Source organism: Wolbachia endosymbiont of Ceratosolen solmsi, from assembly GCF_017869155.1.
In the GTDB taxonomy this organism is placed as follows: domain Bacteria; phylum Pseudomonadota; class Alphaproteobacteria; order Rickettsiales; family Anaplasmataceae; genus Wolbachia; species Wolbachia pipientis.
Map to the genome: position 1 here is coordinate 1 of NZ_CP054598.1, position 25,583 is coordinate 25,583.

General features: G+C 35.1%; 30 protein-coding genes, 1 tRNA gene and 2 pseudogenes. 22 read left to right on the forward strand and 11 right to left on the reverse strand.

Annotated elements, in window-relative coordinates; all coding sequences use genetic code 11:
* Window positions 1–193: 193 nt before the first annotated feature.
* Window positions 194–267: transfer RNA gene (locus tag HUB95_RS00005), tRNA-Arg, on the forward strand.
* Window positions 268–275: 8 nt separating this feature from the next.
* On the opposite strand, the pseudogene HUB95_RS00010 reads toward HUB95_RS00005, so the two are convergent.
* Both HUB95_RS00010 and HUB95_RS00015 read right to left on the reverse strand, forming a co-directional pair.
* Window positions 276–1,225: pseudogene (locus HUB95_RS00010) on the reverse strand (complex I NDUFA9 subunit family protein).
* A 50-nt stretch (window positions 1,226–1,275) separates the two neighbouring features.
* Window positions 1,276–2,805: a UDP-N-acetylmuramoyl-tripeptide--D-alanyl-D-alanine ligase gene (locus HUB95_RS00015; RefSeq protein ID WP_197907265.1), complete on the reverse strand. Its 1,530-nt coding sequence runs from the start codon at window positions 2,803–2,805 to the stop codon at window positions 1,276–1,278.
* A gap of 183 nt (window positions 2,806–2,988) precedes the next feature.
* Here HUB95_RS00015 and HUB95_RS00020 point away from each other — a divergent pair, with 183 nt between their 5' ends.
* The 7 genes from HUB95_RS00020 to mdh are packed head-to-tail and all read left to right on the forward strand — an operon-like array spanning window position 2,989 to window position 6,815.
* Complete coding sequence (locus HUB95_RS00020; RefSeq protein WP_015589395.1) at window positions 2,989–3,768, forward strand: hypothetical protein; 780 nt, start codon at window positions 2,989–2,991, stop codon at window positions 3,766–3,768.
* A gap of 16 nt (window positions 3,769–3,784) precedes the next feature.
* Complete coding sequence (locus HUB95_RS00025; RefSeq protein WP_006279579.1) at window positions 3,785–4,042, forward strand: hypothetical protein; 258 nt, start codon at window positions 3,785–3,787, stop codon at window positions 4,040–4,042.
* Window positions 4,043–4,045: 3 nt separating this feature from the next.
* Window positions 4,046–4,414: an HIT domain-containing protein gene (locus tag HUB95_RS00030; protein WP_015589394.1), complete on the forward strand. Its 369-nt coding sequence runs from the start codon at window positions 4,046–4,048 to the stop codon at window positions 4,412–4,414.
* 18 nt (window positions 4,415–4,432) lie between these two features.
* The gene (locus HUB95_RS00035; protein ID WP_006279576.1) at window positions 4,433–4,786 is read left to right on the forward strand and encodes an NADH-quinone oxidoreductase subunit A; all 354 of its coding nucleotides are present in this window, start codon (window positions 4,433–4,435) and stop codon (window positions 4,784–4,786) included.
* 3 nt (window positions 4,787–4,789) lie between these two features.
* Window positions 4,790–5,296, forward strand: coding sequence for a NuoB/complex I 20 kDa subunit family protein (locus HUB95_RS00040; protein WP_006279574.1), 507 nt, complete (start codon window positions 4,790–4,792; stop codon window positions 5,294–5,296).
* Window positions 5,289–5,861, forward strand: a complete 573-nt coding sequence (locus HUB95_RS00045; protein WP_007548576.1) for an NADH-quinone oxidoreductase subunit C — start codon at window positions 5,289–5,291, stop codon at window positions 5,859–5,861. The genes HUB95_RS00040 and HUB95_RS00045 overlap by 8 nt, the downstream gene beginning before the upstream one ends.
* 3 nt (window positions 5,862–5,864) lie before the next feature.
* Entirely contained in the window at window positions 5,865–6,815 is a 951-nt protein-coding gene (gene mdh, locus HUB95_RS00050; protein ID WP_007548577.1) for a malate dehydrogenase, read from the forward strand.
* 27 nt (window positions 6,816–6,842) lie between these two features.
* Here mdh and HUB95_RS00055 read toward each other — a convergent pair whose 3' ends face one another.
* The 3 genes from HUB95_RS00055 to HUB95_RS00065 are packed head-to-tail and all read right to left on the reverse strand — an operon-like array spanning window position 6,843 to window position 8,705.
* On the reverse strand, window positions 6,843–7,610 hold the full coding sequence (locus tag HUB95_RS00055) for a TatD family hydrolase (RefSeq protein WP_006280340.1): 768 nt from the start codon (window positions 7,608–7,610) through the stop codon (window positions 6,843–6,845).
* A complete protein-coding gene (locus HUB95_RS00060; protein ID WP_006279569.1) occupies window positions 7,607–8,095 on the reverse strand; it encodes an RNA pyrophosphohydrolase in 489 nt (162 codons plus the stop codon). Before HUB95_RS00060 ends, HUB95_RS00055 begins: the two co-directional genes overlap by 4 nt.
* Window positions 8,088–8,705 carry an AAA family ATPase gene (locus tag HUB95_RS00065; protein ID WP_141456671.1) on the reverse strand — a complete coding sequence of 206 codons (618 nt, stop codon included), beginning with the start codon at window positions 8,703–8,705 and terminating at the stop codon, window positions 8,088–8,090. Before HUB95_RS00065 ends, HUB95_RS00060 begins: the two co-directional genes overlap by 8 nt.
* A 173-nt stretch (window positions 8,706–8,878) precedes the next feature.
* Here HUB95_RS00065 and rsfS point away from each other — a divergent pair, with 173 nt between their 5' ends.
* From rsfS to HUB95_RS00110, 10 genes are all read left to right on the forward strand, one after another.
* A complete protein-coding gene (rsfS, locus tag HUB95_RS00070) occupies window positions 8,879–9,196 on the forward strand; it encodes a ribosome silencing factor (protein ID WP_015589391.1) in 318 nt (105 codons plus the stop codon).
* Window positions 9,187–9,426, forward strand: a complete 240-nt coding sequence (locus tag HUB95_RS00075; RefSeq protein ID WP_209452412.1) for a hypothetical protein — start codon at window positions 9,187–9,189, stop codon at window positions 9,424–9,426. Before rsfS ends, HUB95_RS00075 begins: the two co-directional genes overlap by 10 nt.
* 1 nt (window position 9,427) lies before the next feature.
* Window positions 9,428–10,678: a tyrosine--tRNA ligase gene (gene tyrS / locus HUB95_RS00080; protein WP_197907263.1), complete on the forward strand. Its 1,251-nt coding sequence runs from the start codon at window positions 9,428–9,430 to the stop codon at window positions 10,676–10,678.
* A 962-nt stretch (window positions 10,679–11,640) separates the two neighbouring features.
* Window positions 11,641–11,970: an SWIM zinc finger family protein gene (locus HUB95_RS00085; RefSeq protein ID WP_007548583.1), complete on the forward strand. Its 330-nt coding sequence runs from the start codon at window positions 11,641–11,643 to the stop codon at window positions 11,968–11,970.
* Window positions 11,971–12,831: 861 nt separating this feature from the next.
* On the forward strand, window positions 12,832–13,380 hold the full coding sequence (gene ruvA, locus HUB95_RS00090) for a Holliday junction branch migration protein RuvA (RefSeq protein WP_209452413.1): 549 nt from the start codon (window positions 12,832–12,834) through the stop codon (window positions 13,378–13,380).
* A gap of 221 nt (window positions 13,381–13,601) precedes the next feature.
* On the forward strand, window positions 13,602–14,183 hold the full coding sequence (gene ruvA, locus HUB95_RS00095) for a Holliday junction branch migration protein RuvA (RefSeq protein ID WP_141456674.1): 582 nt from the start codon (window positions 13,602–13,604) through the stop codon (window positions 14,181–14,183).
* On the forward strand, window positions 14,180–15,160 hold the full coding sequence (gene ruvB, locus HUB95_RS00100) for a Holliday junction branch migration DNA helicase RuvB (protein WP_209452414.1): 981 nt from the start codon (window positions 14,180–14,182) through the stop codon (window positions 15,158–15,160). Before ruvA (HUB95_RS00095) ends, ruvB begins: the two co-directional genes overlap by 4 nt.
* Window positions 15,161–15,225: 65 nt before the next feature.
* Window positions 15,226–15,612: a hypothetical protein gene (locus tag HUB95_RS05890; protein ID WP_244662760.1), complete on the forward strand. Its 387-nt coding sequence runs from the start codon at window positions 15,226–15,228 to the stop codon at window positions 15,610–15,612.
* Between the two features lie 59 nt (window positions 15,613–15,671).
* Complete coding sequence (locus HUB95_RS05895) at window positions 15,672–15,869, forward strand: hypothetical protein (RefSeq protein ID WP_244662761.1); 198 nt, start codon at window positions 15,672–15,674, stop codon at window positions 15,867–15,869.
* A gap of 295 nt (window positions 15,870–16,164) precedes the next feature.
* Entirely contained in the window at window positions 16,165–16,671 is a 507-nt protein-coding gene (locus HUB95_RS00110; RefSeq protein ID WP_141456676.1) for a DNA-3-methyladenine glycosylase, read from the forward strand.
* Between the two features lie 21 nt (window positions 16,672–16,692).
* Here the strand turns inward: HUB95_RS00110 and purF are convergent, their stop codons facing one another.
* The 3 genes from purF to HUB95_RS00125 are packed head-to-tail and all read right to left on the reverse strand — an operon-like array spanning window position 16,693 to window position 20,727.
* Window positions 16,693–18,078 carry an amidophosphoribosyltransferase gene (purF, locus tag HUB95_RS00115; protein WP_015589386.1) on the reverse strand — a complete coding sequence of 462 codons (1,386 nt, stop codon included), beginning with the start codon at window positions 18,076–18,078 and terminating at the stop codon, window positions 16,693–16,695.
* A gap of 25 nt (window positions 18,079–18,103) precedes the next feature.
* Complete coding sequence (gene rodA / locus HUB95_RS00120; RefSeq protein ID WP_209452415.1) at window positions 18,104–19,207, reverse strand: rod shape-determining protein RodA; 1,104 nt, start codon at window positions 19,205–19,207, stop codon at window positions 18,104–18,106.
* A 53-nt stretch (window positions 19,208–19,260) separates the two neighbouring features.
* Window positions 19,261–20,727 (reverse strand): proton-conducting transporter transmembrane domain-containing protein, encoded by a 1,467-nt coding sequence (locus HUB95_RS00125; protein ID WP_197907260.1) that lies wholly within the window; start codon window positions 20,725–20,727, stop codon window positions 19,261–19,263.
* 64 nt (window positions 20,728–20,791) lie between these two features.
* On the opposite strand from HUB95_RS00125, the gene HUB95_RS00130 reads away from it, so the two are divergent.
* From HUB95_RS00130 to virB9, 3 genes are all read left to right on the forward strand, one after another.
* Window positions 20,792–21,106 carry an NADH-ubiquinone oxidoreductase subunit NDUFA12 family protein gene (locus HUB95_RS00130; protein WP_007548590.1) on the forward strand — a complete coding sequence of 105 codons (315 nt, stop codon included), beginning with the start codon at window positions 20,792–20,794 and terminating at the stop codon, window positions 21,104–21,106.
* A gap of 2 nt (window positions 21,107–21,108) precedes the next feature.
* The gene (mlaD, locus tag HUB95_RS00135; protein ID WP_007548591.1) at window positions 21,109–21,564 is read left to right on the forward strand and encodes an outer membrane lipid asymmetry maintenance protein MlaD; all 456 of its coding nucleotides are present in this window, start codon (window positions 21,109–21,111) and stop codon (window positions 21,562–21,564) included.
* A gap of 185 nt (window positions 21,565–21,749) precedes the next feature.
* Window positions 21,750–22,532, forward strand: a complete 783-nt coding sequence (virB9, locus tag HUB95_RS00140; protein WP_209452416.1) for a P-type conjugative transfer protein VirB9 — start codon at window positions 21,750–21,752, stop codon at window positions 22,530–22,532.
* 3 nt (window positions 22,533–22,535) lie between these two features.
* Here the strand turns inward: virB9 and HUB95_RS00145 are convergent, their stop codons facing one another.
* Together HUB95_RS00145 and mraY are read right to left on the reverse strand one after the other, a co-directional pair.
* On the reverse strand, window positions 22,536–23,132 hold the full coding sequence (locus HUB95_RS00145; protein ID WP_015589381.1) for a ribonuclease HII: 597 nt from the start codon (window positions 23,130–23,132) through the stop codon (window positions 22,536–22,538).
* Window positions 23,133–23,138: 6 nt separating this feature from the next.
* Window positions 23,139–24,119, reverse strand: coding sequence for a phospho-N-acetylmuramoyl-pentapeptide-transferase (gene mraY / locus HUB95_RS00150; protein WP_007548592.1), 981 nt, complete (start codon window positions 24,117–24,119; stop codon window positions 23,139–23,141).
* 231 nt (window positions 24,120–24,350) lie between these two features.
* Here mraY and HUB95_RS00160 point away from each other — a divergent pair.
* Window positions 24,351–25,299: pseudogene (locus HUB95_RS00160) on the forward strand (IS5 family transposase).
* On the opposite strand, the gene HUB95_RS06305 reads toward HUB95_RS00160, so the two are convergent.
* Entirely contained in the window at window positions 25,292–25,420 is a 129-nt protein-coding gene (locus HUB95_RS06305) for a hypothetical protein (RefSeq protein ID WP_256433078.1), read from the reverse strand. The pseudogene HUB95_RS00160 and the gene HUB95_RS06305 sit on opposite strands and share 8 nt — an antisense overlap.
* Between the last annotated feature and the right edge of the window lie 163 nt (window positions 25,421–25,583).

Genomic DNA, 25,583 nt, shown 5'->3' on the forward strand with positions numbered 1-25,583 from the left:
TCATGATAAGGGCGCTGGCGAAGGGTGTCAAGTAAGTTTCTATATAATATTTTCTAAAATAAATAGACTTCTCGCATCCAATTTTGGCAGCGCGCGACACACAACTGCAATGACAAGGCGTCGCAAGATAAACATCATATTCACACGAAGTACTTGACTTCACTTGTACTAAGAAGCATTTTATATATGTTGTGTGCCCGTAGCTCAGCTGGATAGAGCAACAGCCTTCTAAGCTGTGGGTCGTAGGTTCGAATCCCACCGGGCACACTCTTTTATCAATACTTTCTATAAATCTTCAAGTACTCTGGCACCACATTTTCAATTGCTAATGGTCGAACCTTCATTGTTTCAAGGTCAACTGACTTTTCGATTGAACTATTCATCATAACTTTCACCTGATCTTGAGTAAGCATAGGGTTCGTATCTCCGGTTATTGGTTTTAGCAGCATAGAAATAATTTTATTTTCTAAAAAGAAAGCTATTAACTTTGCCATTGGAAAAGATACATTGACCAACAAACACTTTCTGCTAGTAACATTCAGAATAAACTTCAATAAGCTTTTGAAAGAGTAAACCTTTGGTCCACCCATGTTATAAATTTTCTTGTCTTGCTTATTAAAGCTGATAATACGATATACCACTTCAGCTAAGTCTGTTACACATATTGGCTGAAATTTAGTTGTTCCATTGCCAATTAGTGGTAAGAAAGGAAGAATAGTTGCTAATCTTGCAAATTTATTAAAGAAGTTGTCTTCTTTACCAAATACAAGGCTTGGCCTAATTATTATTGCTTCTTGAAATGCTGAAGTTACAGCTTTTTCACCTTCCAATTTACTTTTGGCATATTTTGACAACTTGCTATTTTCTATTCCCATAGCAGAAAAATGTATCATCATAGGTACATTTTTCATTTTTGCAGCTTTTGCTATCCTTTCAGCTATTTTAACGTGAACAGCGTAAAAATCGTGCTTTTTTGCTTCATATAATATTCCCACTAAGTTTATAGCTACATCACATTCTTCCATACCATCCAGAACTGATTTTTCATCAAAAAATCGCCTTTAAATATTGACATTTGTCCTAAATTGCCACACAATTTTAAACAAGCAGCTTTTTCCTGATTACGAGTGAATATCTTTATTAAATATCCTTCTGCTGCCAAGCGTCTTACGATGTGTTTCCCTATAAACCCCGTTCCACCAAAAATAATTACACGTTTTGTCACAATTAAAGTTCCTAATAATTTGTTACTGTAAATTAATACAATGATTTCGCTTAATATTTTATTACGAATTCCCGTACAATAAGATCCATTTTCATTCCTCGTGAGCCTTTAACTAGAATTGCGTCATTATTCTGAATAATGTTAGCTAAATCACTTTTCAATTGATTAGAATCATTAAAATGCGTGCCTCTTATATTATCTGGCAAAAGCTCATGCAATTCTAACATAAATTTACCAACTGTATAAACTTTATCTATATTATTTTCTGTGATAATCTTAACCAAATCTGTATGAAACTCTATGCTTTCATCACCAAGTTCCAACATATCACCAAGCAAAGCTACTTTTCTCTGATTAGAATATGTACTCAAAGTTTTTATTGCAGTTTTCATCGAAGCAGGGCTGGCGTTATAGGAGTCATCAATTAAATGTATATATTTTCTATTGTATTTGATCTTATGAATATTGCCTCTACCTTTCGCTACACTAAAATTCTTAAGTGCAAGTGGTAATTTTGATAAATCAAGTCCGAGGCTTTGCACAACTGCTGCAACAGCAAGTAGCGAATAAGCAAAATGCTCACCTTGTACACGTAAATTACAGTTTATAATTTGATTATCACTCAGCCTGATTTTTAAACTTAATCTATTAGCAACTCGGTTTGATGTCATTCCAGCGCGTGACGCTGGAATCCAGTCTTTATTATACAACCGTCTGATATGCTCATTTGCAATTGAACTTCCTGGATCCAAGTAGTCAAGCACTGGGATGACAGAAGATAGTGCTGAAATGACAGAAGATTCATCGTTTCTTATTAAGTTTAGTAAACAAACTTCAGCATTTTTATCTTTACCGAAGCTTATTACATTTCTATTGGCGTGTGATGAGAGATAATCATAATATTTATTATCTCTGCTTAAAACCAAAGTACCGTTATTTTTCATACCATACAGAATTTCTAACTTCGCTTGTGCAACGTCAAATAGTGATGAAAAATTTTCAGTATGTGCAGGTTCGATGTTGGTAATAACTGCAATATTTGGATTACTAATCTTTGATAATTCTTTTATTTCACCAGCTTTATTCATTCCCATTTCAAGGATTAAGTACTGGCAGTTTTTTGGAGCTTTTAGAATTGTCAAAGGCAACCCTATATTATTATTTAAGTTACCTTCGTTTGCATGGGACACTCCATATTGCGATAAAACAGTGTGTAGCATATCCTTTGTAGTGGTTTTTCCGACACTGCCTGTAACTGCAATAACTTTAGCGTCAATAAGAACATTTCTAATGTAGTATGATGCCATATCGTGCAAAGCTTTCAGGGTATCTTGTACAATAATGAGAGGGAAATTTTTATATTTACCCTCACTTACTATTGCAGCGATAGCCCCTTTTAAAAACGCTTCATGCAAAAAATTATGGCCATCAAAATTCCTTCCCTTGAGTGCAATAAATAAATCACCTTTTTTTATGCTTCTTGTGTCCGTTGAAATATTTGAGCTATGTATCCAATTACAACCATTTACGTCTCTTCCGCCAGTTGCATCAATGATATTATTTGTGTTCCATTTAAACATAATTTAGAGTATTCTTTATAATAAATTGAACAATAAAAGTAGCGAGAATACTACATGTTTTAGACAATGTGCAAATAATGGTTGCAATCCCTATAATTCTATCTTATAATGAATATAGAAGTTTAAATTTTTTCGTCTATAATTAAAATGTATTTAGTTATAGAAAGTACCTTGGAGGTATGTATGTTAACAAGAGAAAATGAAAAATCTACTTCTATACTAGCTAAAGTTGGTAATGCAGCTTCGGGAGTAGGGAGTTTTCTGGGTAGAGGTGTAAAAGTCCTAGTCAAGGGTGCAATATACCCTATATGGCCAAAGAATTGGTTTAAGTCCTGGGATGAAATGCGGCACGACATAAAAAATGGCGGGCGTTCTATTATTGGCAACCCACATGAAGAATATGATCCACCCATAAAAACCACACAAGCTAGTAAGGATCTTGGCGTACAAATAACAGAGCAAAAGAAAGGGACAGGAAAGGTAAGTTTTTTAGCATCAAGGACTCTTACGGGAGATATACCTTATTTGAGCCCAGAGCAATTAGATAAAATAAAAAAAGATTTACCGAATGTAACTATTTTTAGAGAAGAAAATAAAATTGTAATTGAAGTTGATGTTAAAAAAATAATTGAAGACATTAAAACTGACTCTAAAAATAAAGGAAAGAGTCCAGAGGAGATAAAAAAGCTTGCTCTTCAAGGAATTGCTGATAGCATTAATGGCGACCTTAAGAAGCTGGCAGGAATTACTGGTGGAGAATTTAAAATTCATACAGACTTAAAATTGCTGAATGGTATTGCAGAAAAATTGTATAAGGAATATGATAATCAAAAGCAGTCATCAGACAAAGTTGTGAAGTCTGATGTTGGTCAGCCTTCAGAAACTATAGCTTCAGGTGAGAAAAAATGGGCGCAAGAAGCTATAAAGCCAGGTAAGTCGCAAAGTTGTGGAATGCAAAAATAAGTTATAGGGGAGTATTATGAGTGAAGCTAAAAAAATAGAGGAAAGACATCATAGTCTAACTGTTCCTGGGGATATGTATCACTTACAACCAGGAGTTATTACTGGAAAAAGGGTAAGTGGAATAGAACCCTTTTTGAAAGAACAGCAGGACATGGTAAAAGTAAGGGAACTTGTAAGCTCTTTAAATCTTGAAGATGCTTCTGGTGAAGCGATAAAACCACTATCTACACCTAATGTAGAGAAAAACGAAGAAAGAGGGAAAGGTCGCTCTTAAAATATGAGCAATGAAGTTTATGATAGCGATAACATCTTTGCTCAAATATTAAGAGGTGAGTTACCTTGTGAGAAGGTACATGAAAATGAAAATGTACTAGCTTTTCATGATAAGTACCCTGACGCACCAGTTCATATTTTAGTTATACCAAAAAATCAATATATTTCATATGATGATTTCATTCTAAAAGCTCCTGAAGAGGAAATAGCGGATTTCTTCAAAACTGTAAGAGAGATAGCACACAAATATAATCTAGAAAAAACAGGATATAGATTAGTCACTAACTACGGTGAAAATGGAGAGCAGGTTGTACCACACTTTCACGTGCATATTTTAGGTGGTAAAAAGTTAGGAAAGCATGTAAACTCATAGTGTTATATGTTTTGTTAAATGAGCGAATATTTAACCATAGTAATCTTTATCTGCGTATCAATTGTAGTATCTTTTGCTTTAGGTATATTGCCTATGTTTCTTGCAGTGAGTAAGCCAGATGGTGAAAAGCTTTCCACATATGAGTGTGGCTTCAATCCACTATCCAGTGCAAGAAAAAATTTTGACATTAAATTTTATCTAGTTTCAATATTATTTATAATATTTGACTTAGAAATTGCTTTTCTTTTTCCTTGGGCTGTTTCTTTATCTAAGATAAGCTATGGTGGATTTTGGTCTATGATGGTATTTCTTGCAATACTCACTATAGGTTTTATCTATGAATGGTGTAAAGGTGCATTAGAGTGGGAGTAGTTTATGACAAATCAAATTCTATCTAATGATGACTGGGGTCGTTATAAAAAAGAAGGGTTTCTTGTCACTAAATTTGGTGATTTAACAGATTATGTAATGAATTGGGCAAGGTCTGGTTCATTGTGGCCAATGACATTTGGTCTTGCATGTTGCGCAGTTGAGATGATGCATACTGCATCCAGCCGTTATGATCTTGATAGATATGGTATAATGTTTCGTGCAAGCCCACGTCAATCAGATGTGATGATTGTTGCTGGCACACTAACTAATAAAATGGCAGCAGCATTGCGCAAGGTTTATGATCAAATGGCAGACCCGAAGTATGTTATTTCCATGGGAAGTTGTGCAAATGGTGGTGGTTATTACCATTACTCTTATTCAGTGGTCCGAGGCTGTGATAGAATTGTGCCAGTTGACGTGTATGTCCCTGGATGCCCACCAACCGCTGAGGCGTTGCTATATGGAATGCTATGCCTACAAAACAAAATAAAACGGACTCGGAATGGATAAAACTGCAAAGTATATACAAAAAAAGACCAAATGCGAGTGCATTCAAAAAGATGATGGCATTATTGTAATATATTCAACTTTAGATGAAATTGAAAAGCACCTATTCTTTCTACGTGATGATGAAAAGTGTAGGTTTGAACTATTAGTTGATATTTTTGGGGTTGACTATCCAAATAGAGAGAAGCGTTTCGAGCTAATATACAATCTGCTCAGCATTGTGCATAATATTAGAGTACACATAAAGCTTCAGTTATGTGAAAGCGACATGCCTCCAAGTGTAGCGAAGATATTTAGTACGGCTTTGTGGTTTGAGCGTGAAGTGTTTGATATGTATGGAATAGAGTTTTCTGATCACCCTGATTTGCGTAGGATTCTAACAGACTATGGATTCAAAGGCCATCCAATGTTAAAAGATTTCCCTCTCACTGGTTATGAGGAAGTAAGATATGATATAGAGACAAAAAAGGTTGTGTATAATCCTATAGATTTACCGCAAGATTTTCGTATGTTTGATAGCTTATCGCCTTGGGAAGGTAAAACCATAAAAGTAAATACAAAGGAGTAGAAAATGACAGTACAAAGAAAAAAAATATCTTTAATCGGTGCAGGAAATATCGGTGGAACTCTCACCCATATGATTGCACTAAGGGAACTCGGTGATGTTGTTTTACTTGATATTAGTGATGGAATACCACAAGGTAAAGCACTCGACATAGCAGAATCATCCCCTATTGATGGATTTAATGTCAATATTACTGGCACAAATAGGTATGAAGATATAAAAAACTCCGATGCAATTATAATAACCGCTGGCATCGCTAGAAAACCTGGAATGAGCAGGGATGACCTCCTGCAAACCAATGCTAAAGTAATGAAGGAGGTTGGCGAAAATATTAAAAAATATTCTCCAAACGCGTTTGTAATAGTGGTTACCAACCCTTTGGATGCCATGGTTTCAGTGGTGCATAAATTTTCAAACCTTCCAACTAATATGATTGTTGGCATGGCAGGAGTGCTTGATTCTTCCCGTTTTCGTTACTTTCTTGCAAGTGAGTTAAATATCTCAGTTGAAGATATATCTGCTTTTGTGCTTGGAGGACATGGCGACACTATGGTACCACTAATCAATTGTGCTTCAGTTGCTGGAGTTCCACTTACTCAAATTATCGATATGGGTCTTATCACACAGAAAAAAGTCGATGAAATAGTTGAACGCACTCGCAATGGCGGTAAAGAAATAGTTGATCTGCTTAAGTCTGGATCTGCATACTACGCTCCTGCATCTTCAGCTATATGCATGTTAGAATCATATTTAAAAGATAAGAGGCGCATATTACCATGTGCTGCTTACCTTAATGGTGAATATGGTGTAGAAGAGTTGTTTATTGGTGTTCCTGTAATTATTGGAAAAAACGGAATTGAAAAGATCCTAGAAGTTAAAATGAATGATAGTGAACAAGAAATGTTTAATAAGTCTGTAAACTCGGTGAGAGAGCTGGTGAAATCTTTAGGTTCATAAGCAAATTAATGGTTTTATAGAACTTCTTTATAGCTCAAACAGCCTAAAAAAGTTGCTTGTGGTTACCTTCGCTACTTGTTCTGGTGACTCATTCCACAACTCTGCCAAACAATCAACAACGTATTTCACCATTGCTGGTTCATTCTTTTTTCCCCTATAAGGCTCAGGTGATAGATATGGTGCATCAGTTTCGACTAAAACACGCTCGCGTGGTACATTTTGTGCAATTTCTCTGAGTAAGCTCGCATTTTTAAAAGTAATAATTCCAGAAAATGAAATACATAACCCCAAATCTATAGATTGATAAGCAAGTTCTTTAGAGGAAGCAAAGCAGTGCATTACTCCACTAAAAGCACCGGCTTTCATTTCTGACCTTAACATATCGATCATCTCATTATCAGCGCTTCTTGTGTGAATAACTAAAGGTAGTCCAGTTATTCTTGACGCTTCTATATGTAATGCAAAACTTTTTTTCTGATTGTCTTTGTTGTCAGATTTATAAAAATCTAACCCGGTTTCACCGATACTAATTACCTTTTGGTTCTTGGTAAATTCAACTAATTCATCAACATGTATACACTCACCATTTTCTATAGCAGCATCAAGCGGATGTATACCAACAGAGGAGTAGACCTGATCATAGGATGAAGAAATTTTTAATAACTTAGGAACATCGTCAATGCTTACGCATATGTTATGCAAAACCTTTACACCATTTTGCTCTGCCCTTGAAATTACTTTTGGTATTTCATCGTCAGAAAAATAAATCAAGTGGCAATGAGAATCTACTATCATGAGCTTATTGTTGAGGCTTTTATTATAGAAGAAAACTCTTCTATCACTGTTTTATAAACTTCTTTTTTAAATGATATAGCACTGGCTACTAAACTATCTATACCTTGCCAACGCCACTCTTTGAACTCTGGATGACCAGTATAATTAATATCAATGTCCTCATCCTCTCCGCAAAACTTCATTAAGAACCACCTTTGCTTTTGACCAGAATATTTTCCATTCCAGCATATTGGTATAACTTCTTCAGGCAAGTTGTAGTATATCCAATCCTTGCTTTTAGTTATAACCTTTACTTTATTAGTACCAACCTCCTCTAGCAACTCACGTAACGCTGCTTGTTCCAGTTCCTCACCATCATCAACACCTCCTTGTGGCATCTGCCAGTAAGAATCGCTATCAAAGCGTTTTCCAATAAAGGCATGTCCTTGTCTGTTAAATAGCATTATGCCAACACAAGGACGGTACTTATCTTTCTGCTCAACCACGAGTACGCTCTGTTTTTAAATGATTTGTTACAGAAGTTTTAATTAATTTTCCATTTTTTTCTTTCTTCATCTCTTCAACAATTTTCTTTGCAACTTCCTTTGCACTCAAGTTCGAGTTATCAATTTCAAGCGAACCCTCAGGTATAAATAGCCTTTTCCCTTCAATTTTCTTTATAGCAAAATCCGGATCAGTAATTTTATTTTCCTGATATCTCTCTTCTGATTGGACACGTCTTACTAGTTTTTCATTATTACAATGTAATACTACAGAAAAAATTTCCATGTCCATTTTTTTACTTAAATTTACCACTGAGTTATATAATCTTTGGTCATAGGGATCACCCTCTATCAATTCATTTGTAAATATATAATGTTTTGATTTTACGTAGTGTTTTTCCAGTATTGCTAATACATTTTCCCTAACTGCAAAAATTTTTTCCCATAGGTCATCTGGAACTTCAGCGTTTTGTAATTTAACAATATCAAATATAATATTATTGAATAGATTATTGCTTACTATCACCGCATCAATGATTTTACACAGTTCCTTTGCAGTAGTAAACTTACCACTACCTGGAAAGCCGATTAAGTAGATGAGAGTCTTGCCCATAATGAATACTAGTAAAAAGCTATTCTCAATTATACATAAAAGTATATACATTGTACATGCTAAAAATATGATGATAAAATAGATGCAGGTAACACCTTTTTAACGGTTGAAAATAGTTCATATTTAGAAATTTTGAGTATATAATTATAAATGAATCATATAACCTGTAAACAATGCTTAGCGATATGAAATCGATAAGAAGTACAATTGAAGAGATAATAGATCAAAATAAAGGTCATGATATAGTAACTTTTGATGTGCAGAATAAAACCGTTATTGCAAAATATATGATTATTGCATCTGGTGATTCAAGCCGTCACGTTAAAGCTTTAGCTGAGCACGTAATAAAAAGCCTCAAGCCACATGATAAAATAGATGTAGAAGGTATGGATGAAGGCAATTGGGTGGTTTTGAATTTTCAAGGCATAATGGTTCACATATTCAGGCCGGAAGTAAGGGAGTATTATAAAATAGAAGAGTTATGGAATTGATTATCCAGATAGCTGGTACACAATTGCACAAACGTTGTAATTTTGAAGGCAACTCCTGCACAGGTAGTGGTGTCATGAAAGTAGCTGAGACTGGAATCCAGTTTTTCATGCAATTTCATCGAAAACGTTGTATAGTGTGCTTGTTTATAATTAAGTTCCAGTGTCTGGGCACTGGCTTCTCTATTAGGGTTACCTTCAGCATTAATGACAGGATAGACTGTGGTTTATAAAATGAAACACGCATCTGAATTTTTAAATTTCATCCAAGAAAGAGGGTACCTATACCAATGCACAAACATTGAAGGACTAGATCAATTATTATTGCAGAGCAATTATATAGTTGCATACATTGGGTTTGATTGCACAGCACCAAGTCTTCATGCTGGTCACCTAATTCAGATTATGATGCTCTGTCACCTACAAAAATTTGGTTATAAGCCGATAGTCTTACTTGGAGGTGGCACAACAAAAATTGGTGACCCATCCTTCAAAGATAAAGCAAGAAGCATCTTGCCTGTAGAGAACATCAATCAAAATACATCCAGTATAAGGAGAATATTAGAGAAAATGGTGTCTTTTAATGACAGCAAGACTGGTGCAATGATAGTAAATAACGCAGATTGGTTGGATAACACAAAATACATAGATTTTTTGCGTGATATAGGAGCTTATTTTTCTGTAAATCGTATGCTAAGTTTTGATAGTGTGAAAACCAGGCTGGATAGAGAGCAAACCTTAAGCTTTCTGGAATTTAATTACATGCTATTGCAAGCTTACGACTTTATTGAATTAAACAAAAAATATGATTGTCGTCTGCAGATTGGAGGGTCAGACCAGTGGGGAAATATAGTAAACGGAATTGAACTTGGAAAAAAGTTGAATTTACCTGAGCTATTTGGCCTTACCATGCCTCTTTTATTAAATGCACAAGGAAAAAAAATGGGCAAAACTGAAAGTGGAGCAGTGTGGCTTGATGATAATATGCTAAAGCCTTACGACTACTGGCAATATTTTCGCAACGTTGATGATCAAGATGTTGGACGTTTTTTAAGATTGCTCACTGATGTGCCAATTGATGAGATTAGAAAATTAGAGTCTTTAAAGGATCAAGAAATAAATGAAGCAAAAAAGGTCTTGGCAACAGAAGTGACAAAAATATGTCATGGTGACAAAGAAGCGGAACTTGCACAATTTGCTGCAATTTCTGCTTTTGAGAATGAAGATAGCTCACTACTTCCTGATTACATCATAAAAAAAGAACAAGTTGCAAGCGGCATATCCTTAGTAGACCTACTACATGACACCGGTTTTGAACCTTCAAAAGGCGCTGCAAAGCGTTTAATACAGGGCAACGGATGCAAGATTAATGATAATGTTGTAAACAATATTGATCATGTAATAAATTTCGAAAGCTTTAAAGATCAGCCATTTATAAAATTATCTGCAGGAAAGAAACGCCATATAAAAGTTGTGGTAGATTAGGTCTCGAAGTAAGAAAACAAATTTTATACAAGTGAGAAATTAGATATGGAGCAAATTTTCAAAATTCGAGAATTATGTATAAAACAACTGGAAAGATAGTAGAAAGCGAAATTCTATTATATATAGCTAAAGTGGCTTAGGTTTACCTACAATTTGAAAAACAACAAATTCGTCATTCCGCTACTCATTAGCGGAATCTATACCGCGAATGAATCCATAACTGTACGGACATTGCAATTTGGGCCTACCAGGAGGGCAATGCCTCTTATCCAAGTACCCTCTTCTTGTCATCCAAGTGTCAAGCACTGGGATGGCTTTGTTGCATCACTAGCTATAATGGATTAAAGATAAAAAAGGTGGAGAATATCAGTAGCTTATTATTCTGGTATTTATAACAAGAACGGTCAGTGAATACCTAAATTTGAGTAAAAGAAATTTCACTAACACTCACTAATCCGGCTAAAATTCAAGAATTTCAATGCTTTAGCTATTTTCAATAGAATTAAATTTATTAATATAAATATTAAATTACTATTCTTAAATTTGATCAGATTGATTGCAAAAAAACAAGATTTTCAATAAGTTGCGTATAATCCTAATTATAGTTAGCCTTTCATAAGTAGCGATGCAACAAAGCCCACTGGGATCCAGGAACTTTATTAAGTTGGTAAGTATAAAAGTAGCCGTTTTATGTTAAAACACAACGTTCTTGATGAGATTACGGCAAGGCTGGATTCCAGTGTCAGCTACTTTCATGACACCATTTGCTGTGCAATTTACCTTCAAAAATGAATGTTCATACAGTTATGGATGAATCGCGGTATGACGTAGGGAAACCTTTCTTGAGTTAGCTATAGCACTATAAAATTGTCCGCAGGGCCATATAAAAGTTGTGGTGAGTTAATAAATTTTTATGGAAGAAAGGATATATTAGAAAATTGAGGGTTTTAAAGGAGGTAAAAATGAGACTGTATTATAAAGATATCACAGGTCTTATCAAAGAACCCTACCGCTCCAGAGGAAGGGATTATTTTGACAAAAGAAAGGTACAGATTATATCTGTTAATGAATCTCAAGCTAAATCAAAGGTAGTTGGATCAAATGTATATCGAGTAACACTAAAGCACGATGGTCCTCTTTTGAGTGGAACATGTTCCTGTCCTGCATTTGTGTATTATGGTCCATGTAAGCATATGGCTGCAACAGGTTTTGCTTTGGTTGCACTTGATAGAAAGGAGTATCGATCGTCTGCGCGCCCAGATGAACAGACTCTCTTTGAAAGGTTTTACTAAGAAAAACAAAGCAAGAGCTAATTTCAATAATTACTCGTTCCAGTAAACATTATCCTGAGATTTTTGAAGAACTAGAGGATAAAGAATATGAGCAATTTATTCAAAGTGAACTTTCAAAATCCGAGAATTATGTATAAAACAACCGGAAAGATGGTGAGATCAGGTAATCTATGGCTAAGACGTCATACCGCCGCGGTATCTCTTAGCCGCTAACACGTAGCGGGATGACGAGATGCCACCACGAACCGTCATACCGCGCGATTCATCCGCGGTATCTCTTAGCATAGATCCCGCTAACAAGCAGCGGGATGACGGTTGTCGTTTAGCTATAAACATTAAGAAATTTACCAAACGAAAAAAAAGGCAAAAAAAGCCCCATGATTGGCTAATTACTTACATTATACTTTCAAGTATGGCGTTTTTTTATTCTAAACGCTTAATAACCGCGATTCAGCTGCTTTTAAGCCGCAACTAATCTAAATTATAAACATTAAGAAATTTACTTAGCGAAAAAAAAGGCAAAGAAACCCTAGGGTAGCTAGTTATTCACTATCCATTTTTTAAGTTGGCGTTTTTTTATGTTTTAAACGCTTTATAAGCGCGTTTCAGCTTATGTAGGTAGAAATTTTATAAGACATAAGGTGCACATAGTGCAAAAAATTAAGCATGAGACGCCAGATACGTGAGTTTTTTTGTCATTTAATCTGTACAGAGAAGATAAATAAATAGCTTCAGTGTTTATGATAAGGGGGCTGGCGGAGTTTGTCAAGTGGTTTTTTAGCCACGTTTCCCTGTTATAATGTTCGTTTGCTTGACCTAAGATCCGGGAGTATTTAAACTGAACTCTATATAGTGTTAAAAATGATAGGAAATCTAAGCGGAATAGTTGATGAAGTGCGCAGTGATCACATAATCCTGAATGTGAATGATGTTGGCTATATGGTGTATCTTTCAGCCAAAACTTTAAGTGCTTGTGCAATTGGAAGTAGAATCAAATTACTTATCGAAACCTATGCAAATAACAGAGAAAACACTACTCAGCTATATGGTTTTATAAGCGAAGAAGAACAGCAGTGCTTGAGGTTGCTTGTCAAAGTAAGCGGCGTTAGCTATAAAACTGCAATGTCAATTTTGAGTAAATTAACTCCAGAACAGCTATTTTTGGCAATTATGAATGAGGATAAAGTAGCACTCAAGATGAGTGGACTTGGCCTGAAACTCATAAATCGAATCATCACTGAATTGAGTGGCAAAGTGAGTAAACTAGAAATAAATAACAATAACTTTAATCCAATTAATGAAGATGCCCTTTCAGCATTGATCAATCTTGGATATGAAAAAGTGAAAGCTTATGATACGATAAAGAAAATACAAGACAAATCGTCAAATCTGGNATTTTATAAGACATAAGGTGCACATAGTGCAAAAAATTAAGCATGAGACGCCAGATACGTGAGTTTTTTTGTCATTTAATCTGTACAGAGAAGATAAATAAATAGCTTCAGTGTTTATGATAAGGGGGCTGGCGGAGTTTGTCAAGTGGTTTTTTAGCCACGTTTCCCTGTTATAATGTTCGTTTGCTTGACCTAAGATCCGGGAGTATTTAAACTGAACTCTATATAGTGTTAAAAATGATAGGAAATCTAAGCGGAATAGTTGATGAAGTGCGCAGTGATCACATAATCCTGAATGTGAATGATGTTGGCTATATGGTGTATCTTTCAGCCAAAACTTTAAGTGCTTGTGCAATTGGAAGTAGAATCAAATTACTTATCGAAACCTATGCAAATAACAGAGAAAACACTACTCAGCTATATGGTTTTATAAGCGAAGAAGAACAGCAGTGCTTGAGGTTGCTTGTCAAAGTAAGCGGCGTTAGCTATAAAACTGCAATGTCAATTTTGAGTAAATTAACTCCAGAACAGCTATTTTTGGCAATTATGAATGAGGATAAAGTAGCACTCAAGATGAGTGGACTTGGCCTGAAACTCATAAATCGAATCATCACTGAATTGAGTGGCAAAGTGAGTAAACTAGAAATAAATAACAATAACTTTAATCCAATTAATGAAGATGCCCTTTCAGCATTGATCAATCTTGGATATGAAAAAGTGAAAGCTTATGATACGATAAAGAAAATACAAGACAAATCGTCAAATCTGGACACTAAGGATATTATTCGCATAGCGCTTAAGGAGCTTTCAATACTATGAAATCAATATCGTGCGGTAAAGAATATACTGAAGATGTGCGCAATATCAACATCAGGCCTGAGCAACTTGATGATTTTGTCGGGCAAAAAGACTTAATACAAAATTTAAAAGTGTTTATAAACGCTGCACAGACGAGAACTGAAGCCTTAGATCACGTCTTATTATACGGTCCTCCAGGACTTGGCAAAACAACTTTAGCACAAATTGTCTCTAAAGAATTAAGGGTCAGCTTCCGCGCAACTTCTGGTCCATTGCTCAGTAAAGCTGGAGATTTGGCCGCAGTGCTTACCACTTTAAATGCAAAAGATGTCCTATTTATCGACGAAATCCATAGATTAAATCGCAGCATCGAAGAAGTTTTATATACTGCTATGGAAGATTTTTGCTTGGACATATTAGTAGGTGAAGGTCCATCTACTCGCACTTTAAGGATAGATCTACCACCATTTACGCTAATTGGAGCAACTACACGGCTTGGATTACTTTCTGCGCCACTCAGAGATCGTTTTGGCATTCCTTTGCATCTTGAGTTTTATTCTTTTGAGGAGCTAGTCGATATTATAAAAAGAGGCGCAAGAGTTCTTTCTGCTGAAATTGAAGAGGGTGCTGCACGGGAAATTGCCTACCGTGCGCGCGGTACTCCAAGAATTGCTTTGAGGTTACTCAGAAGAATAAGGGATTTTGTTGAAGTGAAAGATGATAAAAAAATCACTTATGAAGTCGCTGATTCTGTATTACTAAAATTAGGTGTAGATAAAATGGGACTCAATAAACTTGATATGAATTATCTAAGATTTTTATTCAACACTTCAGGCCCTGTTGGAATTGACACCATATCTATTGCGCTATCCGAAGATGTTGGCAATATTGAAGAAACAGTAGAACCTTATTTAATCAAAATTAGTTTTGTAAAGCGCACACCAAGAGGGCGCGTTCTAACCGATCAAGCAAAGGAGTATTTGAGCTTTCAACATTAAACGTCATAATTTATATTGACTAATTGAGATAATGCTCGTATGTTGACATTTGTGTATTAAGGATAATGGAGGCATATATGTTAGATAGTAATGAAACTGTATCTTTGATTGTTGATCAAAATATTGCTGCTGGTAGCGTATCTGGGTCAATACCGAATAAGGATAAATGTAGGTACGTCACTCTTGATGATGAAGAAACATGGAAGAGGTTCTTTGTAGATCAGAACAACCCTTCTACGAATACTACTAATAAAGTAATAGTGAAACCTCATGTTCATAAGAATAGCGATGGTATGTATAGATATACTGCTGAGGAGACCAAATATCATGGTCGGGAAATTGTAGGCAAAGCTGCTAAACAAATTGAAGAAGAGATATCTAAAAATATTGATGCAAAGCTTATAAAATTAAGAGAAACTAAAAATATAGATAAAGTGTTAAGCCTGTCATAAGAATTGCGCTGAACGATTATATAAAAGAAGTAAACTTGCATGATATTCTAAGTGGTAATATGTGCAAAAAGTACGATGTAAAGACAGTTACGTTGCTACTACCTGACCAAAAAACAATGGGGGTACGTTGCCAAATTGATAAGGATGGGGCAAGAATTTATGAAGTGGCTAATGGATCATATCAAATGGCTCTAAAGTGGTATGTTGATGGACAAGAATGCAAAATTAAATCCTCATTAGTGATGATGGTACTATAAAGCCCATCGAGGGTAATGGCGTAACTGAAGAACAGTTACGTGCAAACCAAGAAGTAAAAGTGAGAAGGCAATATGAAGCAAAGCCTTTACATGAAGCATTAGCATCACAATTGCCACAAACACAATTACAACAAAGTTCTGAAGAAGTAAAATCTTGGAGCAACTTTCAACAGATGTAACAGAGAGCACAACACAAAAGCATCAAGCTCCTGCTGCTCAAATGAGTAAGTAAGAAAAAACAAAAGTAATAATTAGTATAAGTTGCTTGCACCTGCAAGTAACTTATACTCTTATAATGAGCAACATAATACTACCAAGAAATTTCTACGAGCGGCCGACCTTAACTGTAGCTGGAGAGTTATTGGGAAAAGTCCTTAAATTTTCTAACTTTAGTGGAGTAATAACCGAAGTTGAAGCCTATATAGGAATGAATGACCCAGCTTGTCACGCGGCAAGAGGCTATACTAATCGAACTTCAGTAATGTTTGGTATGCCGGGATTTTCGTACGTATATTTTATATATGGGATGTACTATTGTCTAAATATTGTAACAGAAGCAGAAGGATTCCCAGCAGCAGTGTTAATACGAGGATTAAAGCTCATTGAACCGCTTGAAGCAAATTTAGGTGGGCCAGGAATATTGTGTAAAAGATTAAATATTACAAAAGAACATAACAAACAGGACCTTACTATAAGCCACAAATTTTGTGTTTATGAATCTCACCTCAAACCAGATTATATTTGCACCCCGAGAATCGGAATTAGTAAAGGCCAAGAGAAATTTTGGCGGTTTAAGATCTGAGCTCCAGTGATCTTACGTAGATTATTTGCCAATCGGATAATCACCAGTGAAACAAGCATCACAATATTGTGGTGTAGCATTGTTACGCACCTCTCCTTTAACAGCCTGATATAGTCCATCAATACTCAAGAAGGCTAGGCTATCTACTCCTATAACTTCCTTAATTTCCTCTACAGATTTATTTGCAGCAATTAAATCTTTGCACTCTGGTGTATCTATTCCATAAAAACAAGAATGCTTAATTGGTGGGCTTGAAATTTTGAGGTGAATCTCTTTTACTCCTGCATCCTTTAGCATAACTATTATATTTGTTAACGTACTACCACGCACTATACTATCATCTATTAAAATTATGTTTTTACCTTTCAAAGTGTGCTTATTAGCATTGAATTTTAATTTTATTCTAACTTTACGTACTTCAGCGGTTGGTTGTATAAAAGTTCTTCCTATGTAATGATTACGAATTATTCCCAGTTCCATAGGTAATCCTGAATGCTTTGCATATCCAATAGCTGCAGGTATTCCAGAATCAGGTATTGGTACAACCATATCTACATTGTTTTTTGGTGGGCTCTCTTCTGCAAGTATTTTTCCTATTTCTTTTCTTATATCATATATGGACCTATTCTCCATTATGCTATCTGGTCTTGAAAAATAAACGTATTCAAAAATACAAAAACTTGATTTTTGCTGTGGGAAAGGAAATGCTGAAGCTAGATTACCATTTCGATCAATGGTGACTAACTCACCTGGTTCTATTTCTCTAACAAACTCTGCATTTACTATATCAAGAGCACAAGTTTCAGATGCAAGAACGTAAGAACCGTTTAACTTTCCTAAAACAAGAGGCCTGATTCCAGACGGATCACGTACTCCAATAACTACTTCTTGATTGATTGCCACAAAAGAATAAGCACCTTGTATTTGCTTTAATGCATATATAAAACTCTCTAGGAAGCTATCTTTTTCACCGCTTGCTGTCAGATGCACTACTACTTCTGTATCAATATCTGACTGAAAAACGCACTCTTGTTTAATTAATTGTTTGCGTATCGGAGAAATATTAATTAAATTACCATTATGTGCTATGGCAAAATCCCCAAATTTGCCACTTTTGCCAAACATGGGCTGCACTCCAAATTTACTACCACTTGTTGAGTATCGAACATGACCTATTGCACAATCTCCAGGTAAGGATTTCTTTATTTCATCTATATCATCAAATACGCTGCTCACTTGACCTTGAAAGTGATAAGAGTGCAGCTTATCGTTGTTACTGGTTGCTACGCCAAAAGACTCTTGACCTCTATGCTGCAAAGCGTGGAGAGCAAGTATAGAGTTAAAAGCAGCACTTTGGTTGCAACTTATGCCAAATACCCCACACTCCTCACGCATTTCATCTAGCATAAAAACTATTAAGTAAAGTTTAATTTTACTTTAGCATAGGTAAAATACAAGCATTTTGTTGTTCATCTGCTTTTATTGCCAGCAATAATCCTATGCATATCAAGCTTGCAGCAGTTGTACTTCCTCCATAGGAAAGAAATGGCAATGGGTCGCCTATCACAGGTAAGAGGCCCATTGTCATTCCGATGTTTATAAAAAAATGAGCGCTAAAAAAGGCGAAAATGCCGATAGATACCGACTTAGAAAAATAATTTTTCGACCTATAAGCGATAGAGAAAATTATGCCAAGTAATGAGGTATAAAGCAAAATTAAAACCATGCTACCTAAAAAGCCCCACTCCTCACTCAGCACTGCAAAAGCAAAATCTGTACGCTTTTCCGGCAAAAATCCAAGTTGAGTTTGACTTCCGTTAACAAAGCCCTTACCAAGCAAACCTCCTGAACCAATAGCTATCTGAGATTGCTGCGCATTATAACCTATCCCAAGTGGATCCACTGATGAATCCAAAAACGACAATATCCTTTGCTTGTGATAAGGACGTAAAAAAGGCCAAATAGCCGGTACTGCAAAAATGCCAAGCGTTCCACATATTACCGAATGAGATCTTTTTATTATTGCTGTGAATATAATTGATATCCCTATAAATAACATTATCACAGCTGTGCCTAAATTAGGTTGCTTTAACACCAAGAACACGGGTAAGAAAATAATTATAAGTGCCTTAAGCAATATTTTAAATTCCATCATTTTATATACACTCTGCTTATCAAAATAGCGAGCAAGCGCAAGTATTAAGCCTACTTTTGCAAATTCTGATGGCTGCAAACTAATTGATCCAATTCTTATCCACCTTGTTGCACCCATTATGTGTGAGCCAAAAAAATTTACTGCTAATAGCGAAATCGCTGCTGCTATATAAAAAAAGTAGGCGTACTTCAAGTAAAAATCTAGCTCTATGAATGACATAGCTATAGCGAATAGGAAAAAGAAGGAGAATATGACCAGTTGGTGAATCGCAAATGGCACCCACTTTCCTCCAGCAGAAGAGTATTGAACAACAATGCCAACGCAAAACAGCGCTATCACGTTAATGACTAACAACCAATGAATCTTCTTCAGCCTATCCACAATAAAGACCTTATAACCTTAAAGTATAGTAAAATATGAAACAAAGATAAAAATCAAAAAACCAACTTCTCAACTACTAACCGAATTGAAGTACTATATATTCCAGTTACTACTGTTAAAGCTGCCATAAACAATAGACAGAAAAGCATAGGAAATGGCACATCATTAATTTTGTCCGGTGTCATTCCAGTGCGTGACGTTGCATCATTTTCAAAATACATTTTCTCTACCATCTTCCACATATATATCAATGCAAGGAAAGAGCCAGCAGCAAATGTTACAAGGGAAATCCACGCATGAGATTCGATAATTGCTTTCATTATATACCACTTGCTTATAAAGCCATTTGTTAAAGGCATACCGATTAATGCTAAACTGAATAGAGTGAACGCAAGTGCTGTATAAGGCATTGATTTCTTGAGTCCCGATAAATTCTCTATTTTTGTTGTATCAAATTTGTAAGAAATACATCCTGCAGCCATAAATAAAGATGTTTTTATTATGCTGTGGTTTACTATGTGAAGAATTGCTGCAAATACACCTGTTTTTGAGTTAAAACTCAGTGCTAAAATTATATAACCAATTTGGCTAATACTAGAGTGAGCAAGCAGTCTTTTTATGTCTTTTGCGGTTATTGCAAATATCGACCCAAATACAATAGCGCAAAGTGCGAGGATAATTATCACATTGTCCAGTAGCGGCTTAAACAAGAAAAAATTTTGATGAAAAACAGTATAAAAGATTCTGATGAAAACATATATCATCACTTTTGTCACTGTGCCTGAAAAGAATATGCTAATGAAACTTGGCGCCTCACTATATGCATTAACCAGCCACCTGCTTAATGGAAACAGTGCCATTTTGATTGAGAGACCAACAAAAATGAACAACGTGCCAAGTTTTATGATGTTGTTATCGTATAATGGAACTATTCTTTCAGCCATGTCAGACATATTGAGCGTTCCAGTCATTGAATACAAGAGCCCGATGCCAAATAAATAAAATGTTGCACCTATTGTTCCACTAATTAGACATTCAAATGCTGCAACCAAGGCTTTTTTATCCCTTCCCATTGAAACTAATACATAAGAAGAAAGAGATGAAATTTCCAAGAAAACGTAAAGGTTAAATATGTCGTTTGTTACTAGAATCCCGAGCAGTCCGCTTAAGCACAGTAGAAATAGAGAGTAAAAACCAGTGATTTTGTTTTTGCTAATCTCTTTTTCGTTAATATAAAAGCTATAAAGCACACTAATCAGCGCTATAAAATTCACTAGGGTTAGAATTAAGGAATTTAACACGTCGATTCTTAACTCTATTTCATACGGAGGAGCCCAATTTCCAAGGTGATAAGTTATAATTTCACCTTTATATGTTTTAATGAGTAGTATTGATGAAATGATAAGAGTGATTGTTGTTGCAATAAAAGAAATAAACCAAGATACCTTGTGTTTCTTGGCAAGAAAGCAAAACATTGATGCAATTATTGGGATAATAACTTGTAAGATTGGTAATTGCATTAAATTGTTGTTAATATATCGTTAAAGTATTAGTATATATAATACTTTTTGTTTTAATACCCTTATGTTATCTAAAATTTGTAATGCAATAAAACGCCTATTACGAAGAGAAGATAAATTTGTAGGAAGAGATGAAAATGGAAATTCTTACTATGAATCAAGTAAAGGAAAAAGGTGGGTTATGTATAGCAGTGTTTCTGAGCCTACAACAGTGCCTCCGGAATGGCATATATGGCTTCACTATACTGATAATGTAGTACCAGTTAATAATAAAAAAAGAAAAGTAAAACATACTCCTAATTTAACGGGTACAAAAGATGCATACTATCCAAACCAAAAAGTGAAAAATTACTATAAAAGCTGGAGTCCTGATAACTAAAGATGCGAAGGTCAAATATACTTGAAATAACCGCTGGATTATTTGTATTAATTTTTACTATTTTTCTGATTTTCTTTGCTATTGATAAGCTATCTTACATAAAGAAAAACTATAAGGATTGCTATAAAATATATGGTCTTTTTGCTAACGCTAACGGTATAGGAGTTGGTGATAGTGTCAAGATCTCTGGTGTAGATGTTGGAAGCATAACTGGTGTATCACTTGACAAAGCTACCTACGTAGCACGAATCGATATGTGTATAAGCAAAGACATAAAATTGCCAATTGATAGTTCAGCTCTGATCACTAGCAGTGGAGTTGTTGGCAGTAAATTTGTTAATATATCACCTGGATCAGATATTAAACTAATCTTGCATGGTGGTAAAATAGAGTATACTCAAGCTGAAGCAAACATGGGTGGAATAATGGACAGAATTCTTGGTATGTTTACGAAGTGAAAATGGCAGGATTCCAAGTGTACCCGTTCAGGTGAAGCCTCCTGTAGTTCTAAAGTATTTAAGGAGTTTACCTTATTTCTTGCCTTTTCTACCGCTTGCTTTGGGGTTTATAGTATAGAAAGTGCCTTAACAGTTGCAGTGCATGTCTATTAATGATAAAATGAAGATTAATTCATTTTGATATTATGATTGGTTTACTGTTTGCCGTACTATTGTTCCTCTGTGGTAGTGATGCACTTGCAAAACAGGAGCCACGTTCAATAGCTGGAGATAATCACATAAAGGTAATAAATTATAACCCACAGGCTATACATAAGTATACGGGTTTTTATGGTTATCAGTCCAGTATATTGTTTGAACCAGGGGAGATAATACAAAACCTTTCAATGGGTGATTCAACTGGTTGGCAACTTCTTCCTCAAGGTAACAGATTGTTTATTAAGCCCATAGATGATATTGCTGATACTAATGCAACTATAATTACCAATAAAAGAGTTTATTACTTTGAACTTCATGCTGAAGAAGCAACTGGACTAGATGATCCAAGATTAGCATATGAAGTAAGGTTTCTTTATCCACTATTTAGCAGTGATGAGATTTACACAACAAATAACGGTGATATCTTCGAACAAGCTAGTCATACCATTATTCCTGATATCAATGATATTGAAGTTGTAAAGAAGGGATTAAATTTTAATTATTCCATCTCGCACGTCAAAGGTAGTCAGTCAATAATACCAATTAAGGTTTTTGATGACGGAAAATTTACATATCTACAATTCAATAAAATAAACTCTGATTTTCCGGCAGTTTTTATGGTTGATTCTGCAGGATATGAGTCTTTAGTAAATTTCCGTACAGTTGATAACTACCTGATAATCGAAAGGGTAAGTTCAGTGTTTACCTTAAGGAATGGATTGAGTACAGTTTGCCTATTTAATGAAACCATACCTTTCAAAAAAGGGTAAAGGCTATAATGCCCGAGATATGGGTGCAAAATTTTTTCTATGATGTTCTGTAATTCCATAAAGGCCAATAGCGTTAAGGTGCTCTTTTGTCCCATATCCTTTATTTTTATACCAATTATATTCAGGATGCTTATTGTGCAATTCTTGCATAAGCCGATCTCTCGTAACTTTTGCAACGATTGAAGCTGCTGCAATTGATGTACTCAAATTATCACCATTTACTATGGATTTCACTTGCCATTTCACTTCAGGTGGTTGATTACCATCAACTAGCACATAATCTAATTCTAGGTCCAAGTCTATCAACGCACGTTTCATTGAAAGTTTTGTTGCTTGCAAGATATTGTATGAATTTATTTCTTCTACGCTTGCCATTCCTATACCAAATTTTGCAACGGATATTATTTTTTCATATAGGACTTGCCTACATTGAGGAGTCAACTTTTTCGAGTCGTTGATTCCATCAATAATTGTATTTCTATCAATAAACACTACGGCTGCGGATATTACTGGACCAGCTAGCGGACCTCTTCCAACTTCATCCACTCCTGCTATCACTCCTGATAATTTATTTTCTAATGTAAAGTCTGGGTATTTCATAGGTTTTTATAATAAGAAAGTTATAGTAAAAACTGAACAGATAATAGAAATTATCCAAAATTTCATAACGATTACATTTTCTGACCATCCCTTCTTTTCAAAGTGATGATGCATTGGTGCCATAAGGAAAACTCTTTTTCCTTCTCCATATTTAAACTTTGTATATTTAAAATATGATATCTGAATAATAACAGATAGAGTCTCTATTACAAAAATTATTCCAATAACGGCAAAAAGCATTTCTCTTTTAATTAGGACACTAGTTAACCCTAAGGCTGCGCCTACCGACAAGCTACCAACATCACCCATAAATATTTTTGCTGGATGTGTGTTAAACCACAAGAAACTTAGAATAGCTCCTATAAATGCAATGCAGAATAAAGTAATATTCATATCTGCTTGAGTTATATATGCAATTAGCCCCAAAAAAGCAAAGGAAGTGATGACTTGAGTTGCAGCAAGGCCATCCAAACCATCTGTGAGATTCACAGCATTAGAAGAGCCGACAATTACAAACGCAGCAAACGGAACATATAGATAGCCAAAATCTATTATTACTCCTTTAAATAGGGACGTTTTTGTAAAACATTCAGCAGAGTATAGCTTAAGTATAAACACACCAACCAGAGCAACAATAAACTGAATAAGTATTTTGGTTTTTGCACTTAAACCTCGATAGTGATTTGTCTTCAATTTTAAATAATCATCAATAAATCCAAGTAGAGCAAAAAATAGAGTTATCAATATCAGCAGCAAAATTTCTGGTGTTAACTGAACCCAGAGTAAAATTGGTAATAAAGAAGAAGTCAGTATTATTATTCCGCCCATAGGTGGTACATTCTTTTTTGTTATTAAATGACTTTCTGGTCCACATGATCTAATTGGTTGCCCATCTTTGCTTATTTTTTTTAGAAGCTTTATAAAATAGGGAAAAAGAATAAACCCAAAAACAAATGAGGTAAAAAATACTTTTGTAGCTAAGATCATCTGCTTACTTAAATTGACTGAGTGTCATACCACCTATAGCTAATAAAGTCAATTTCTGTCATCCTATAGCCTGACCCACAACTGTACGAACATTGTGATTTGGGCCCATCAGTAGGGTGTCATTCGAGTAGCTGACACTTGGATGGCTTTGTTGCATCGCTCAAGTGAAAAGAACTGGCAGTTACTGACAAAATTCATTATAAATAGCCATTTAACTGTTGAAGAAAAAATATGCCACAAAAAATGAGAGTCAGTAACTGCCATGAATATAACAAATTTCTCCAAGAAAGAGGAAGCATTTTTTGTTATATCAATGACGCCATAGAAAATTGGTACGAGAATTGTCCAAAAATGCAGGGCGGCAACTATATTTATAGTGATAAAGTTGTGATTTTGGTGCATATAATCGTCAGTTTCTTTAGAATTGGTTTAAGACAAACAGTCGGGTTTATAAAAGGGTATTTGCAACAAATAGGAAGAGATTTGGAAGTTATCAGCTATTCACAAGCATCAAGAAGGTTTAAGAAACTTAATATTAAGATAAATGATTGCAGAAAATAATATGGAAGATATCGAAATTGCTATAGACAGTACAGGAATTAGTATATACAACAACACTCCTGGTCACAGCAAGGAAAATAGCACTGACAGAAAATATCGTGGCTATGAGCAAACGAGAAAATTGCACGTAATGTTGAATATAAACAACAAAAAAGCCATAGCTGTAAAATACAGTAACGGTGTCTACTCTGATCACTATGGAGCTTGTGATTTGCTAAAAGAAGTTGATTTTCAGCATGCCATAAAAGCACTATATGCAGATAGAGCATGTGATAGGCACAAGTTTTATAAGTTGTGTAACGAATATGATATAAAGACAAAAATTCCACCAATAAACAATGCGGCAGAACATCCAGAAATAGATTATATGTCTGACAGGAATGCTGCTATTAGGTTAATAAAATTATACGGTGAAGATGGCATGAAAGAATGGAAAAAAGAAGTAAATTATGGGAAAAGATCTTATATTGAAGGGTTTTTCTCAAGATTAAAGCAAATATTCGGATTTAGTTTTAGGAATAAATCTGAGATAAATCGAGAAAAAGAACTGCTAATCAAATGCTATTTGCTTAATAAATTCACTGATATTGGTATGGCTAAATTTGAGATAGTTACATGAATTTACCATAAATCACCATCTCATAAAGTGTGATGCAACAAAGCCATCCCAGTGTCATGCTACTTGGATGACAAGAAGAGAGCACTGGAATGACAGGAGAAGGGGGGGCTACTACCGTCATAAAGGAACCAGTGTCAGCTACTCGGATGATACCTTTTTCTACTTAATTTGGGTTATGCAAGAAGTCTATTCGCGGTATAGATTCCGCTAACACGTAGCGGGATGACGGTTGTCGGTAAGCCTAAGTCAGTTTAGCTATATGCTTTTAATTCCCTCAAAAGGAG